The following is a 14672-nucleotide window of genomic DNA, read 5'->3' as shown; positions in this document are numbered from 1 at the left end:
CCGCTCGCCGCGGAACATGGCGTCGCGCAGCCCGAACACGTCGGTCGCGGCGGCCAGTTCACGCAGCAGGCGCAGCGTCTCGTCGGTGACCAGGTTCTTGGAGTAGTCGATGCGCAGGTCGCCGACGCGCACGACGTACCGCTCGGCCCGGCCCGGGTCCCGGTCGAACAGCTCGCGCAGGTCCGGACGCGCGAGGGCGTCCGAGCGGTGGTCCTTCAGCGCCGCCCACTCGGGGCGGTCGGTGAGCTCGGGGATGTCAGACATGAACGGGGGTCTCCTTGCCGGCCTCGCCGCGCAGGGCGATGGCGTACATCTCGTCCGCGTCGAGGCGCCTGAGCTCCTCGGCGATGAGTTCGGAGGTGGGACGGACCTTCAGCGCGAGGGAACGCGGCGGCTGGTCCGGCAGGGTGAGGGTGGCGAGCGGGCCCTCGGGCCGGTCGATGACGATCTCGCCGTTCGCGGTGCCCAGGCGGACCGCCGTGATCACCGGTCCGTCGGTGACCACACGCTCGACCTTCACGCCCAGGCGCGCCTTGAGCCAGCGGGCCATCAGCTCGGCGGCCGGGTTGTCGGCCTCGGCCTCCACGGTCGCCGACGTCACCGGCACCCGGGCCTGGTCCAGCGCCGCGGCCAGCATGGAGCGCCACAGCGTCAGCCGGGTCCAGGCGAGGTCGGTGTCGCCGGGCGCGTAGGTGCGCACCCGCTCCTCCAGGACCTCCATCGGGTTCTCGACCGCGTACAGGTCGGTGATCCGGCGCTGGGCCAGCGCGCCCAGCGGGTCCTTCGCCGGGTTGGCCGGTGCCTCCACCGGCCACCACACGACGACCGGGGCGTCCGGCAGCAGCAGCGGCAGCACGACCGAGTCGGCGTGTTCGGACACCTCGCCGTACATGCGCAGCACCACCGTCTCGCCGGTGCCGGCCTCCGAGCCCACGCGGACCTCGGCGTCGAGGTGCGAGCGGGTGCGGTCGCGCAGGTTGCGGGCGTGCCGCTTGATGACGACCAGGGTGCGCGAGGGGTGCTCGCGCGAGGCGTCCTCGGCGGCCTTCATCGAGTCGTAGGCGTTCTCCTCGTCCGTGACGATCACCATCGTCAGGACCATGCCCACGGCCGGGGTGCCGATGGCGCGGCGGCCCTGCACCAGCGCCTTGTTGATCTTGCTTGCCGTGGTGTCGGTCAGGTCGATCCTCATGGCCTGCGCCAGCTCCGTCCGTCTCGTGCGAGCATCTCGTCGGCTTCCCGGGGCCCCCAGCTGCCCGAGGCGTACTGTGCGGGCCTGCCGTGCGCGGCCCAGTACTCCTCGATCGGGTCGAGGATCCGCCAGGACTCTTCCACTTCCTGGTGACGGGGGAACAGGTTGGCGTCGCCCAGAAGGACGTCCAGGATCAGCCGTTCGTACGCCTCCGGGCTCGACTCCGTGAACGACTCGCCGTAGGCGAAGTCCATGGACACGTCCCGGATCTCCATCGACGTGCCCGGCACCTTCGAGCCGAACCGCACCGTCATGCCCTCGTCGGGCTGGACGCGGATGACGATCGCGTTCTCGCCCAGCTCCTCGGTGGCCGTCGTGTCGAAGGGGGAGTGCGGCGCCCGCTGGAAGACCACCGCGATCTCGGTGACCCGACGGCCCAGGCGCTTGCCGGTGCGCAGGTAGAACGGGACGCCCGCCCAGCGGCGGTTGTCGATCGCCAGCTTGACCGCGGCGTAGGTGTCGGTGGTGGAGGCCGGGTCGATGCCCTCCTCCTCCAGGTACCCGGGTACCTGCGCGCCGCCCTGCCAGCCGCCAGCGTACTGCCCGCGCACGGTGTGCTCGCCGAGGTCGTCGGGCAGCCGCACCGCCTTCAGCACCTTCAGCTTCTCCGTGAGCAGCGACGCCGCGTCGAAGGAGGCGGGCTCCTCCATCGCGGTCAGCGCGAGCAGCTGGAGCAGGTGGTTCTGGATGACGTCGCGGGCGGCGCCGATGCCGTCGTAGTAGCCGGCCCGGCCGCCGATGCCGATGTCCTCGGCCATGGTGATCTGCACGTGGTCGACGTAGGACCGGTTCCAGATCGGCTCGTACATCTGGTTGGCGAAGCGCAGCGCCAGGATGTTCTGGACGGTCTCCTTGCCCAGGTAGTGGTCGATGCGGAAGACCTGCTCCGGGTCGAAGACGTCGTGCACGAGCGCGTTCAGCTCGCAGGCGCTGTCCAGGTCGTGCCCGAACGGCTTCTCGATGACCGCGCGGCGCCAGGAGCCCTCCGGGGCGTCGGCCAGCCCGTGCTTCTTCAGCTGCTGGACGACCTTCGGGAAGAACTTCGGCGGCACCGAGAGGTAGAAGGCGTAGTTGCCGCTGGTGCCACGGGAGGCGTCCAGCTCCTCGACGGCCTTGCGCAGCTGTTCGAACGCCTCGTCGTCGTCGAAGTCACCGGGGATGAAGCGCATGCCCTCGGCGAGCTGCTGCCAGACCTCCTCGCGGAACGGCGTGCGCGCGTGCTCCTTGACGGCGTCGTGCACGACCTCGGCGAAGTCCTGGTTCTCCCAGTCCCGGCGGGCGAAGCCCACCAGCGAGAAGCCCGGCGGCAGCAGACCCCGGTTGGCGAGGTCGTACACGGCCGGCATCAGCTTCTTGCGGGACAGGTCGCCGGTGACGCCGAAGATGACCAGGCCGGAGGGGCCCGCGATGCGCGGGAGGCGGCGGTCCTGCGGATCACGCAGCGGATTGCTCCAGTCGAGCGGCGGCACCGGCTCCACGGAGTCCTCGCCCGCCTTCCCGTTCTTCGCCTTCCCGGCGGCGCCGGACGCGTCGGACTTCTTCGCGGACCGCGCGGACCTGCCCGCCGCGGCGCGCTTCGGCGCCCCGGCCGTCCCGGTCCCGCCGGTCTCCCCGGCCGCCGGCGGCCCCGCGGCCTCCTGGGACGTCCTCGCCTCCTCGGCTTCCTTCGTCTCCTTGGTCCCGCGGACCGTCGTAGCGGGAAGCTCCTCGCTCATTCCCCGTCAACTCCCTTGCTGTTGAGGGACTTCGTCACGGCGTCGAGCAGGTCCTGCCAGGCCACCTCGAACTTGGCGACGCCCTCCTGCTCCAGCTGCTCCACCACCTCGTCGTACGAGATGCCGAGCCGCTCCACGGCCGCGAGGTCCGCCCGCGCCTGGGCATAGCCACCGGTGACCGTGTCGCCCCGGACCTCGCCGTGATCGGCGGCGGCGTCCAGGGTGGCCTCCGGCATCGTGTTCACGGTGCCGGGGGCGACCAGCTCCTCCACGTACAGGGTGTCCCGATATGCGGGGTCCTTCACACCGGTGGACGCCCACAGGGGGCGCTGGGCGTTGGCGCGGGCGCTCGCGAGGGCGGTGAACCGGTCGCTCGCGAAGACGTTCTCGTACGCCTCGTAGGCCAGTCGCGCGTTGGCCAGTGCCGCCTTCCCCTTCAGGGCGAGGGCCTCGTCCGTGCCCAGCAGCGTCAGCCGCTTGTCGATCTCGCTGTCGACGCGGGAGACGAAGAAGGAGGCCACGGAGTGGATGCCCGACAGGTCGATCCCGGCCGCCCGCGCCTTCTCCAGACCGGCGAGGTAGGCGTCCATGACCTCACGGTAGCGCTCCAGCGAGAAGATCAGCGTGACGTTGACGCTGATGCCGGCGCCGATGACCTCGGTGATCGCCGGGAGACCGGCCTTCGTCGCCGGGATCTTGATCATCACGTTGGGGCGGTCGACCAGCCAGGCCAGCTGCCGGGCCTCGGCGACCGTCGCCGTCGTGTCGTGGGCCAGCCGCGGGTCGACCTCGATGGAGACCCGGCCGTCCCGGCCGCCGGTGGCGTCGTACACCGGGCGCAGCACGTCGGCCGCGGCGCGGACGTCGGCCGTGGTCATCATGCGGACCGCCTCGTCGACGGTGACGCCCCGGGTAGCCAGGTCGGCGAGCTGCTCCTCGTAGCCCTCGCCGGAGCCGATGGCGGCCTGGAAGATCGACGGGTTGGTGGTGACGCCGACGACGTTCTTCGTGTCGATCAGCTCGGCGAGGTTGCCGGACTCGATCCGCCGCCGCGACAGGTCGTCCAGCCAGACGGAGACGCCCGCCTCGGACAGGCGTCGCAGTGCTCCCGCGGTGGCGGTTGCTTCGGTCACAGTGATCATCTTCTCTTTCTGCGAGGTGTGCCGCGGTTCTTCCCGCGGTGGGATCCGGTCGTCTCAGCCGCGGACGGCGGCCAGGGACTCCCGGGCGGCGGCGGTGACGTGCTCGGCGGTGAAGCCGTACTCGGCGAACAGGGTCTTGGCGTCGGCGGAGGCGCCGAAGTGCTCCAGGGAGACGATGCGGCCCGCGTCGCCCACGAAGCGGTACCAGGTCAGGCCGATCCCGGCCTCGACGGCCACCCGGGCCCGCACGGACGGCGGCAGCACGCTGTCGCGGTACTCGCGCGGCTGCTCCTCGAACCACTCGACGGACGGCATCGACACCACCCGGGCGGGGGTGCCCTCGGCCTCCAGCAGCTCCCGCGCGGCCACGGCGAGCTGCACCTCGGAGCCGGTGGCGATCAGGAGGACCTCCGGGGTGCCGGTGGAGGCCTCCTTCAGGACGTAGCCGCCGCGTGCGGCGTCGGGGTTGGGCTCGTACGTCGGCACGCCCTGGCGGGTCAGCGCGAGACCGTGCGGGGCCGGGGCGGTGGAGTGCCGCTTGAGGATCTCGGCCCAGGCGATCGCGGTCTCGTTGGCGTCGGCCGGGCGCACGACGTTCAGGCCCGGGATGGCGCGCAGCGCGGCCAGGTGCTCGACGGGCTGGTGGGTGGGGCCGTCCTCGCCCAGGCCGATGGAGTCGTGCGTCCACACGTACGTCACCGGCAGCTGCATCAGCGCGGACATCCTGACCGCGTTGCGCATGTAGTCGGAGAACACCAGGAAGGTGCCGCCGTAGACGCGGGTGTTGCCGTGCAGGGCGATGCCGTTCATCTCCGCGGCCATCGAGAACTCGCGGATGCCGAAGTGGATCGTGCGCCCGTACGGGTCGGCCTCCGGCAGCGGGTTGCCCTCGGGGAGGAAGGAGCTGGTCTTGTCGATGGTCGTGTTGTTGGAGCCGGCCAGGTCGGCGGAACCGCCCCACAGCTCGGGCAGGACCGGGCCGAGGGACTGCAGGATCTTGCCGGAGGCGGCGCGGGTGGCGACCGCCTTGCCGGGCTCGAACACCGGCAGCGCGTCCTGCCAGCCCTCGGGCAGACGGCCCGCGACCACACGGTCGAACAGCTCGGCGCGCTCCGGCCGGGCGCCGCGCCACTTGTCGAGCCGCTTGTCCCAGGCGGCGTGCGCCTCGGCGCCCCGGTCCAGGGCCCTGCGGGTGTGGGCGAGGACCTCGTCGGCGACCTCGAAGGACTTCTCCGGGTCGAAGCCGAGGACGCGCTTGGTGGCCGCGACCTCGTCCTCGCCGAGGGCGGAGCCGTGGGACGCCTCGGTGTTCTGCGCGTTCGGCGCGGGCCAGGCGATGATCGTGCGCATGGCGATGATGGAGGGGCGCCCGGTCTCCGCCTTCGCCGCCGTCAGCGCCGCGTACAGGGCGTGCACGTCCACGTCGCCGTTCCCGGCGGGCTCGATGCGCTGCACGTGCCAGCCGTAGGCCTCGTACCGCTTCAGCACGTCCTCGGAGAACGCGGTCGCGGTGTCGCCCTCGATGGAGATGTGGTTGTCGTCGTACAGGAAGACCAGGTTGCCGAGCTTCTGGTGCCCGGCCAGCGACGACGCCTCGGCGGAGACGCCCTCCTGGAGGTCGCCGTCGGAGACGATCGCCCAGATCGTGTGGTCGAAGGGGGACTCGCCCGCGGGGGCCTCGGGGTCGAACAGGCCGCGCTCGTAGCGGGCGGCCATCGCCATGCCCACTGCGTTGGCGACGCCCTGGCCGAGCGGGCCGGTGGTGGTCTCCACGCCCGCGGTGTGGCCGTACTCCGGGTGGCCCGGGGTCTTCGAACCGTGCGTGCGGAACGCCTTGAGGTCGTCCAGCTCCAGCTCGTACCCGGCCAGGTAGAGCTGGGTGTAGAGGGTCAGCGAGGTGTGTCCGGGGGACAGGACGAAGCGGTCACGGCCGGTCCACTCCGGGTCCGCGGGATCATGCCGCATCACCTTCTGAAAGATCGTGTACGCGGCAGGAGCGAGGGCCATCGCCGTGCCCGGGTGGCCGTTGCCCACCTTCTGTACCGCATCTGCCGCCAGAACGCGGGCGGTGTCGACGGCACGCCGGTCGAGTTCGGTCCATTCGAAGCTGTCCGTGGTCTGCGTGCTCATCTTCAAGAAGTCCTCGATCGGAGCGGAGTATCGGGTCTGACGTGTTCAAACTTAAAAGTCTGACTTTTTGGAGTGAAGGTCATGGTGTGCCAGCCTGTGGTGAAACTGGGACACGCCCCGGCGTCACGGCGCACGGGTGGCACGGCACGAGAAGGACATGGCGGACGAACACACCCAACACGGCGACGGTGGCGACGGGATCAGAACCTTCCCCTTCCCGGTCGATCTCAGCCTCCTCGGCGTCGGCATGCAGGTCGGCCCCATGGGCACCGGCCGCACCTGGCACGCTCATGCCCCGCTGCACCGCGTGCACCGCATCGACTTCCACCTCGTCATGCTCTTCACCGGCGGACCGGTCCGTCACATGATCGACTTCGCCGAGCACGAGGCGACGGCCGGCGATCTGCTGTGGATCCGTCCCGGCCAGGTCCACCGCTTCTCGCCGGACAGCGAGTACCGCGGAACCGCACTGACCATGCAGCCCGGCTTCCTGCCCCGTGCCACCGTGGAGGCCACCGGCCTCTACCGGTACGACCTGCCGCCCCTGCTCCACCCCGACGAGGCCCGGCTCGCCGCGCTGACCGCCTCGCTCGACCAGCTGCGACGCGAGTACGAGGACGCCACGACCCTCCCGCTCAGCCTGCACACCGCGGTGCTGCGCCACACGCTGACCGCGTTCCTGCTGCGCCTCGCGCATCTCGCGGTCAGCTCGGCGCACGAGGCGCGGCGGGGACGGGCGGACGCGCCGGGGGACACCACCTTCACGCTCTTCCGGGACGCGGTCGAACGGGACTTCGCCACCAACCACAGCGTCAGCGCCTACGCCGACGCGCTCGGCTACTCCCGGCGCACCCTCGTCCGCGCGGTGCGCGCCGCGACCGGCGAGACACCCAAGGGCTTCATCGACAAGCGGGTGGTGCTGGAGGCCAAGCGGCTCCTCGCGCACACCGACATGCCGATCGGCCGGGTCGGGGCGGCGGTCGGCTTCCCGGACGCGGCGAACTTCTCCAAGTTCTTCCAGCAGCACACGGACGTGACCCCGGCGGCGTTCCGGGCGGAGCTGCGCTGAACCGCGCACGGCGGCGGGCTCCACGCGCGCGCGTGGAGCCCGCCGCCGTGCGCGGTTCAGCGCAGCTCCGCCCGGAACGCCGCCGGGGTCACGTCCGTGTGCTGCTGGAAGAACTTGGAGAAGTTCGCCGCGTCCGGGAAGCCGACCGCCGCCCCGACCCGGCCGATCGGCATGTCGGTGTGCGCGAGGAGCCGCTTGGCCTCCAGCACCACCCGCTTGTCGATGAAGCCCTTGGGTGTCTCGCCGGTCGCGGCGCGCACCGCGCGGACGAGGGTGCGCCGGGAGTAGCCGAGCGCGTCGGCGTAGGCGCTGACGCTGTGGTTGGTGGCGAAGTCCCGTTCGACCGCGTCCCGGAAGAGCGTGAAGGTGGTGTCCCCCGGCGCGTCCGCCCGTCCCCGCCGCGCCTCGTGCGCCGAGCTGACCGCGAGATGCGCGAGGCGCAGCAGGAACGCGGTCAGCGTGTGGCGCAGCACCGCGGTGTGCAGGCTGAGCGGGAGGGTCGTGGCGTCCTCGTACTCGCGTCGCAGCTGGTCGAGCGAGGCGGTCAGCGCGGCGAGCCGGGCCTCGTCGGGGTGGAGCAGGGGCGGCAGGTCGTACCGGTAGAGGCCGGTGGCCTCCACGGTGGCACGGGGCAGGAAGCCGGGCTGCATGGTCAGTGCGGTTCCGCGGTACTCGCTGTCCGGCGAGAAGCGGTGGACCTGGCCGGGACGGATCCACAGCAGATCGCCGGCCGTCGCCTCGTGCTCGGCGAAGTCGATCATGTGACGGACCGGTCCGCCGGTGAAGAGCATGACGAGGTGGAAGTCGATGCGGTGCACGCGGTGCAGCGGGGCATGAGCGTGCCAGGTGCGGCCGGTGCCCATGGGGCCGACCTGCATGCCGACGCCGAGGAGGCTGAGATCGACCGGGAAGGGGAAGGTTCTGATCCCGTCGCCACCGTCGCCGTGTTGGGTGTGTTCGTCCGCCATGTCCTTCTCGTGCCGTGCCACCCGTGCGCCGTGACGCCGGGGCGTGTCCCAGTTTCACCACAGGCTGGCACACCATGACCTTCACTCCAAAAAGTCAGACTTTTAAGTTTGAACACGTCAGACCCGATACTCCGCTCCGATCGAGGACTTCTTGAAGATGAGCACGCAGACCACGGACAGCTTCGAATGGACCGAACTCGACCGGCGTGCCGTCGACACCGCCCGCGTTCTGGCGGCAGATGCGGTACAGAAGGTGGGCAACGGCCACCCGGGCACGGCGATGGCCCTCGCTCCTGCCGCGTACACGATCTTTCAGAAGGTGATGCGGCATGATCCCGCGGACCCGGAGTGGACCGGCCGTGACCGCTTCGTCCTGTCCCCCGGACACACCTCGCTGACCCTCTACACCCAGCTCTACCTGGCCGGGTACGAGCTGGAGCTGGACGACCTCAAGGCGTTCCGCACGCACGGTTCGAAGACCCCGGGCCACCCGGAGTACGGCCACACCGCGGGCGTGGAGACCACCACCGGCCCGCTCGGCCAGGGCGTCGCCAACGCAGTGGGCATGGCGATGGCCGCCCGCTACGAGCGCGGCCTGTTCGACCCCGAGGCCCCCGCGGGCGAGTCCCCCTTCGACCACACGATCTGGGCGATCGTCTCCGACGGCGACCTCCAGGAGGGCGTCTCCGCCGAGGCGTCGTCGCTGGCCGGGCACCAGAAGCTCGGCAACCTGGTCTTCCTGTACGACGACAACCACATCTCCATCGAGGGCGACACCGCGACCGCGTTCTCCGAGGACGTGCTGAAGCGGTACGAGGCCTACGGCTGGCACGTGCAGCGCATCGAGCCCGCCGGGAACGGCGACGTGGACGTGCACGCCCTGTACGCGGCGCTGACGGCGGCGAAGGCGGAGACCGGGCGCCCCTCCATCATCGCCATGCGCACGATCATCGCCTGGCCCGCGCCGAACGCGCAGAACACCGAGGCGTCCCACGGCTCCGCCCTCGGCGAGGACGAGGTCGCGGCCACCAAGCGCGTCCTCGGCTTCGACCCGGAGAAGTCCTTCGAGGTCGCCGACGAGGTCCTCGCCCACACCCGCAGGGCCCTGGACCGGGGCGCCGAGGCGCACGCCGCCTGGGACAAGCGGCTCGACAAGTGGCGCGGCGCCCGGCCGGAGCGCGCCGAGCTGTTCGACCGTGTGGTCGCGGGCCGTCTGCCCGAGGGCTGGCAGGACGCGCTGCCGGTGTTCGAGCCCGGCAAGGCGGTCGCCACCCGCGCCGCCTCCGGCAAGATCCTGCAGTCCCTCGGCCCGGTCCTGCCCGAGCTGTGGGGCGGTTCCGCCGACCTGGCCGGCTCCAACAACACGACCATCGACAAGACCAGCTCCTTCCTCCCCGAGGGCAACCCGCTGCCGGAGGCCGACCCGTACGGGCGCACGATCCACTTCGGCATCCGCGAGTTCTCGATGGCCGCGGAGATGAACGGCATCGCCCTGCACGGCAACACCCGCGTCTACGGCGGCACCTTCCTGGTGTTCTCCGACTACATGCGCAACGCGGTCAGGATGTCCGCGCTGATGCAGCTGCCGGTGACGTACGTGTGGACGCACGACTCCATCGGCCTGGGCGAGGACGGCCCCACCCACCAGCCCGTCGAGCACCTGGCCGCGCTGCGCGCCATCCCGGGCCTGAACGTCGTGCGCCCGGCCGACGCCAACGAGACCGCGATCGCCTGGGCCGAGATCCTCAAGCGGCACTCCACCGCCCCGGCCCCGCACGGTCTCGCGCTGACCCGCCAGGGCGTGCCGACGTACGAGCCCAACCCCGACGCCGCACGCGGCGGCTACGTCCTGAAGGAGGCCTCCACCGGCACCCCGGAGGTCCTCCTGATCGCCACCGGCTCCGAGGTGCAGCTCGCCGTGGCCGCGCGGGAGCTGCTGGAGGCCGAGGGCACCCCCGCCCGGGTGGTGTCGATGCCGTCCGTCGAGTGGTTCGAGGAGCAGCCGCGCGAGTACCGCGACAGCGTGCTGCCGCCGTCCGTGCGGGCCCGGGTGGCCGTCGAGGCCGGGATCGGCCTGACCTGGTACCGCTTCGTGGGCGACGCGGGCCGCATCGTCTCCCTGGAGCACTTCGGCGCCTCCGCCGACGCCAAGACCCTGTTCGCCGAGTACGGCTTCACCGCCGAGCACGTCACCGCCGCCGCCCGGGAGTCCCTGGCCGCCGTCCGCGGCTGAGACGACCGGATCCCACCGCGGGAAGAACCGCGGCACACCTCGCAGAAAGAGAAGATGATCACTGTGACCGAAGCAACCGCCACCGCGGGAGCACTGCGACGCCTGTCCGAGGCGGGCGTCTCCGTCTGGCTGGACGACCTGTCGCGGCGGCGGATCGAGTCCGGCAACCTCGCCGAGCTGATCGACACGAAGAACGTCGTCGGCGTCACCACCAACCCGTCGATCTTCCAGGCCGCCATCGGCTCCGGCGAGGGCTACGAGGAGCAGCTCGCCGACCTGGCTACCCGGGGCGTCACCGTCGACGAGGCGGTCCGCATGATGACCACGGCCGACGTCCGCGCCGCGGCCGACGTGCTGCGCCCGGTGTACGACGCCACCGGCGGCCGGGACGGCCGGGTCTCCATCGAGGTCGACCCGCGGCTGGCCCACGACACGACGGCGACGGTCGCCGAGGCCCGGCAGCTGGCCTGGCTGGTCGACCGCCCCAACGTGATGATCAAGATCCCGGCGACGAAGGCCGGTCTCCCGGCGATCACCGAGGTCATCGGCGCCGGCATCAGCGTCAACGTCACGCTGATCTTCTCGCTGGAGCGCTACCGTGAGGTCATGGACGCCTACCTCGCCGGTCTGGAGAAGGCGCGGGCGGCCGGGATCGACCTGTCGGGCATCCACTCCGTGGCCTCCTTCTTCGTCTCCCGCGTCGACAGCGAGATCGACAAGCGGCTGACGCTGCTGGGCACGGACGAGGCCCTCGCCCTGAAGGGGAAGGCGGCACTGGCCAACGCGCGACTGGCCTACGAGGCGTACGAGAACGTCTTCGCGAGCGACCGGTTCACCGCCCTCGCGAGCGCCCGCGCCAACGCCCAGCGCCCCCTGTGGGCGTCCACCGGTGTGAAGGACCCCGCATATCGGGACACCCTGTACGTGGAGGAGCTGGTCGCCCCCGGCACCGTGAACACGATGCCGGAGGCCACCCTGGACGCCGCCGCCGATCACGGCGAGGTCCGGGGCGACACGGTCACCGGTGGCTATGCCCAGGCGCGGGCGGACCTCGCGGCCGTGGAGCGGCTCGGCATCTCGTACGACGAGGTGGTGGAGCAGCTGGAGCAGGAGGGCGTCGCCAAGTTCGAGGTGGCCTGGCAGGACCTGCTCGACGCCGTGACGAAGTCCCTCAACAGCAAGGGAGTTGACGGGGAATGAGCGAGGAGCTTCCCGCTACGACGGTCCGCGGGACCAAGGAGACGAAGGAAGCCGAGGAGGCGAGGACGTCCCAGGAGGCCGCGGGGCCGCCGGCGGCCGGGGAGACCGGCGGGACCGGGACGGCCGGGGCGCCGAAGCGCGCCGCGGCGGGCAGGTCCGCGCGGTCCGCGAAGAAGTCCGACGCGTCCGGCGCCGCCGGGAAGGCGAAGAACGGGAAGGCGGGCGAGGACTCCGTGGAGCCGGTGCCGCCGCTCGACTGGAGCAATCCGCTGCGTGATCCGCAGGACCGCCGCCTCCCGCGCATCGCGGGCCCCTCCGGCCTGGTCATCTTCGGCGTCACCGGCGACCTGTCCCGCAAGAAGCTGATGCCGGCCGTGTACGACCTCGCCAACCGGGGTCTGCTGCCGCCGGGCTTCTCGCTGGTGGGCTTCGCCCGCCGGGACTGGGAGAACCAGGACTTCGCCGAGGTCGTGCACGACGCCGTCAAGGAGCACGCGCGCACGCCGTTCCGCGAGGAGGTCTGGCAGCAGCTCGCCGAGGGCATGCGCTTCATCCCCGGTGACTTCGACGACGACGAGGCGTTCGAACAGCTGCGCAAGGCCGTCGAGGAGCTGGACGCCTCCCGTGGCACCAGCGGCAACTACGCCTTCTACCTCTCGGTGCCGCCGAAGTTCTTCCCGAAGGTCGTCCAGCAGCTGAAGAAGCACGGGCTGGCCGACGCCCCGGAGGGCTCCTGGCGCCGCGCGGTCATCGAGAAGCCGTTCGGGCACGACCTGGACAGCGCCTGCGAGCTGAACGCGCTCGTGCACGACGTCTTCGACCCGGAGCAGGTCTTCCGCATCGACCACTACCTGGGCAAGGAGACCGTCCAGAACATCCTGGCGCTGCGCTTCGCCAACCAGATGTACGAGCCGATCTGGAACCGGTCCTACGTCGACCACGTGCAGATCACCATGGCCGAGGACATCGGCATCGGCGGCCGGGCCGGCTACTACGACGGCATCGGCGCCGCCCGCGACGTCATCCAGAACCACCTGCTCCAGCTGCTCGCGCTGACCGCGATGGAGGAGCCCGCCTCCTTCGACGCGGCGTCGCTGCTCACGGAGAAGCTGAAGGTGCTGAAGGCGGTGCGGCTGCCCGACGACCTCGGCGAGCACACCGTGCGCGGGCAGTACGCTGGCGGCTGGCAGGGCGGCGCGCAGGTACCCGGGTACCTGGAGGAGGAGGGCATCGACCCGGCCTCCACCACCGACACCTACGCCGCGGTCAAGCTGGCGATCGACAACCGCCGCTGGGCGGGCGTCCCGTTCTACCTGCGCACCGGCAAGCGCCTGGGCCGTCGGGTCACCGAGATCGCGGTGGTCTTCCAGCGGGCGCCGCACTCCCCCTTCGACACGACGGCCACCGAGGAGCTGGGCGAGAACGCGATCGTCATCCGCGTCCAGCCCGACGAGGGCATGACGGTGCGGTTCGGCTCGAAGGTGCCGGGCACGTCGATGGAGATCCGGGACGTGTCCATGGACTTCGCCTACGGCGAGTCGTTCACGGAGTCGAGCCCGGAGGCGTACGAACGGCTGATCCTGGACGTCCTTCTGGGCGACGCCAACCTGTTCCCCCGTCACCAGGAAGTGGAAGAGTCCTGGCGGATCCTCGACCCGATCGAGGAGTACTGGGCCGCGCACGGCAGGCCCGCACAGTACGCCTCGGGCAGCTGGGGGCCCCGGGAAGCCGACGAGATGCTCGCACGAGACGGACGGAGCTGGCGCAGGCCATGAGGATCGACCTGACCGACACCACGGCAAGCAAGATCAACAAGGCGCTGGTGCAGGGCCGCCGCGCCATCGGCACCCCGGCCGTGGGCATGGTCCTGACGATGGTGATCGTCACGGACGAGGAGAACGCCTACGACTCGATGAAGGCCGCCGAGGACGCCTCGCGCGAGCACCCCTCGCGCACCCTGGTCGTCATCAAGCGGCACGCCCGCAACCTGCGCGACCGCACCCGCTCGCACCTCGACGCCGAGGTCCGCGTGGGCTCGGAGGCCGGCACCGGCGAGACGGTGGTGCTGCGCATGTACGGCGAGGTGTCCGAACACGCCGACTCGGTCGTGCTGCCGCTGCTGCTGCCGGACGCCCCGGTCGTCGTGTGGTGGCCGGTGGAGGCACCGGCCAACCCGGCGAAGGACCCGCTGGGCGCGCTGGCCCAGCGCCGGATCACCGACCTGTACGCGGTCGAGAACCCGATGGAGGTCCTGGAGGAGCGGGTGCGCACCTACGCGCCCGGCGACACCGACCTCGCCTGGACCCGGCTGACGCTGTGGCGCTCCATGCTGGCCGCGGCGCTGGACCAGGCCCGGGTGCCGGTGACGTCGGCGACCGTGGAGGCCGAGGCCGACAACCCGGCCGCCGAGCTGATGGCCCGCTGGCTCAAGGCGCGCCTGGGCGTGAAGGTCGAGCGTGTGGTCACCGACGGACCGGTGATCACGGCGGTCCGCCTGGGCACCGCGAACGGCGAGATCGTCATCGACCGGCCCGAGGGCCCGCTCGCCACCCTCACCCTGCCGGACCAGCCGCCGCGTTCCCTCGCGCTGAAGGTCCGTCCCACCTCCGAACTCATCGCCGAGGAGCTCAGGCGCCTCGACGCGGACGAGATGTACGCCATCGCCCTGCGCGGCGAGGCCGGCAAGGAGACCCCCGTTCATGTCTGACATCCCCGAGCTCACCGACCGCCCCGAGTGGGCGGCGCTGAAGGACCACCGCTCGGACGCCCTCGCGCGTCCGGACCTGCGCGAGCTGTTCGACCGGGACCCGGGCCGGGCCGAGCGGTACGTCGTGCGCGTCGGCGACCTGCGCATCGACTACTCCAAGAACCTGGTCACCGACGAGACGCTGCGCCTGCTGCGTGAACTGGCCGCCGCGACCGACGTGTTCGGGCTGCGCGACGCCATGTTCCGCGGCGAGCGG

10 protein-coding genes and 2 pseudogenes are annotated in these 14672 nt (G+C 71.3%); 6 read left to right on the top strand and 6 right to left on the bottom strand.

The window, feature by feature from the left end; genetic code table 11:
- From ACIRFH_RS35880 to tkt (ACIRFH_RS35860), 5 genes and pseudogenes are all read right to left on the bottom strand, one after another.
- Window positions 1-264 (bottom strand): annotated as a pseudogene (locus tag ACIRFH_RS35880) (glucose-6-phosphate isomerase); the annotation flags it as partial.
- Window positions 257-1192, bottom strand: coding sequence for a glucose-6-phosphate dehydrogenase assembly protein OpcA (gene opcA / locus ACIRFH_RS35875; protein WP_403530557.1), 936 nt, complete (start codon window positions 1190-1192; stop codon window positions 257-259). The gene opcA (ACIRFH_RS35875) and the pseudogene ACIRFH_RS35880, both read right to left, overlap by 8 nt.
- On the bottom strand, window positions 1189-2967 hold the full coding sequence (zwf, locus tag ACIRFH_RS35870; RefSeq protein WP_403530560.1) for a glucose-6-phosphate dehydrogenase: 1779 nt from the start codon (window positions 2965-2967) through the stop codon (window positions 1189-1191). The genes opcA (ACIRFH_RS35875) and zwf (ACIRFH_RS35870) overlap by 4 nt, the downstream gene beginning before the upstream one ends.
- A complete protein-coding gene (tal, locus tag ACIRFH_RS35865) occupies window positions 2964-4109 on the bottom strand; it encodes a transaldolase (RefSeq protein ID WP_403530563.1) in 1146 nt (381 codons plus the stop codon). The genes zwf (ACIRFH_RS35870) and tal (ACIRFH_RS35865) overlap by 4 nt, the downstream gene beginning before the upstream one ends.
- A gap of 54 nt (window positions 4110-4163) precedes the next feature.
- Window positions 4164-6239: a transketolase gene (tkt, locus tag ACIRFH_RS35860; RefSeq protein ID WP_403530566.1), complete on the bottom strand. Its 2076-nt coding sequence runs from the start codon at window positions 6237-6239 to the stop codon at window positions 4164-4166.
- Between the two features lie 157 nt (window positions 6240-6396).
- Here tkt (ACIRFH_RS35860) and ACIRFH_RS35855 point away from each other — a divergent pair, with 157 nt between their 5' ends.
- Window positions 6397-7308 carry an AraC family transcriptional regulator gene (locus ACIRFH_RS35855; RefSeq protein WP_403530569.1) on the top strand — a complete coding sequence of 304 codons (912 nt, stop codon included), beginning with the start codon at window positions 6397-6399 and terminating at the stop codon, window positions 7306-7308.
- A 56-nt stretch (window positions 7309-7364) separates the two neighbouring features.
- Here ACIRFH_RS35855 and ACIRFH_RS35850 read toward each other — a convergent pair whose 3' ends face one another.
- Window positions 7365-8276, bottom strand: coding sequence for an AraC family transcriptional regulator (locus ACIRFH_RS35850; protein ID WP_403530569.1), 912 nt, complete (start codon window positions 8274-8276; stop codon window positions 7365-7367).
- 157 nt (window positions 8277-8433) lie between these two features.
- Here ACIRFH_RS35850 and tkt (ACIRFH_RS35845) point away from each other — a divergent pair, with 157 nt between their 5' ends.
- The 5 genes and pseudogenes from tkt (ACIRFH_RS35845) to ACIRFH_RS35825 all read left to right on the top strand — a co-directional run.
- Entirely contained in the window at window positions 8434-10509 is a 2076-nt protein-coding gene (tkt, locus tag ACIRFH_RS35845) for a transketolase (protein ID WP_403530566.1), read from the top strand.
- 54 nt (window positions 10510-10563) lie between these two features.
- The gene (tal, locus tag ACIRFH_RS35840; RefSeq protein ID WP_403530563.1) at window positions 10564-11709 is read left to right on the top strand and encodes a transaldolase; all 1146 of its coding nucleotides are present in this window, start codon (window positions 10564-10566) and stop codon (window positions 11707-11709) included.
- Entirely contained in the window at window positions 11706-13484 is a 1779-nt protein-coding gene (gene zwf / locus ACIRFH_RS35835; protein WP_403530560.1) for a glucose-6-phosphate dehydrogenase, read from the top strand. The genes tal (ACIRFH_RS35840) and zwf (ACIRFH_RS35835) overlap by 4 nt, the downstream gene beginning before the upstream one ends.
- The gene (gene opcA / locus ACIRFH_RS35830) at window positions 13481-14416 is read left to right on the top strand and encodes a glucose-6-phosphate dehydrogenase assembly protein OpcA (RefSeq protein ID WP_403530557.1); all 936 of its coding nucleotides are present in this window, start codon (window positions 13481-13483) and stop codon (window positions 14414-14416) included. Before zwf (ACIRFH_RS35835) ends, opcA (ACIRFH_RS35830) begins: the two co-directional genes overlap by 4 nt.
- Window positions 14409-14672 (top strand): annotated as a pseudogene (locus ACIRFH_RS35825) (glucose-6-phosphate isomerase); the annotation flags it as partial. The gene opcA (ACIRFH_RS35830) and the pseudogene ACIRFH_RS35825, both read left to right, overlap by 8 nt.

Source organism: Streptomyces sp. NPDC093586, from assembly GCF_044764905.1.
GTDB lineage: Bacteria > Actinomycetota > Actinomycetes > Streptomycetales > Streptomycetaceae > Streptomyces.
The sequence above is the reverse complement of the archived record's forward strand: the minus strand, read 5'-3'. Positions and strand labels throughout refer to the sequence as shown.

What these genes read in the sequence shown, in the direction of transcription:
- ACIRFH_RS35855 (WP_403530569.1), top strand. Translation starts at nt 6,397, where the DNA reads ATGGCGGACGAACACACCCAACACGGCGACGGTGGCGACGGGATCAGA.
- ACIRFH_RS35850 (WP_403530569.1), bottom strand. Translation starts at nt 8,276, where the DNA reads ATGGCGGACGAACACACCCAACACGGCGACGGTGGCGACGGGATCAGA.
- tkt (WP_403530566.1), top strand. Translation starts at nt 8,434, where the DNA reads ATGAGCACGCAGACCACGGACAGCTTCGAATGGACCGAACTCGACCGG.
- zwf (WP_403530560.1), top strand. Translation starts at nt 11,706, where the DNA reads ATGAGCGAGGAGCTTCCCGCTACGACGGTCCGCGGGACCAAGGAGACG.
- zwf (WP_403530560.1), bottom strand. Translation starts at nt 2,967, where the DNA reads ATGAGCGAGGAGCTTCCCGCTACGACGGTCCGCGGGACCAAGGAGACG.
- opcA (WP_403530557.1), top strand. Translation starts at nt 13,481, where the DNA reads ATGAGGATCGACCTGACCGACACCACGGCAAGCAAGATCAACAAGGCG.
- opcA (WP_403530557.1), bottom strand. Translation starts at nt 1,192, where the DNA reads ATGAGGATCGACCTGACCGACACCACGGCAAGCAAGATCAACAAGGCG.
- tal (WP_403530563.1), bottom strand. Translation starts at nt 4,109, where the DNA reads ATGATCACTGTGACCGAAGCAACCGCCACCGCGGGAGCACTGCGACGC.
- tkt (WP_403530566.1), bottom strand. Translation starts at nt 6,239, where the DNA reads ATGAGCACGCAGACCACGGACAGCTTCGAATGGACCGAACTCGACCGG.
- tal (WP_403530563.1), top strand. Translation starts at nt 10,564, where the DNA reads ATGATCACTGTGACCGAAGCAACCGCCACCGCGGGAGCACTGCGACGC.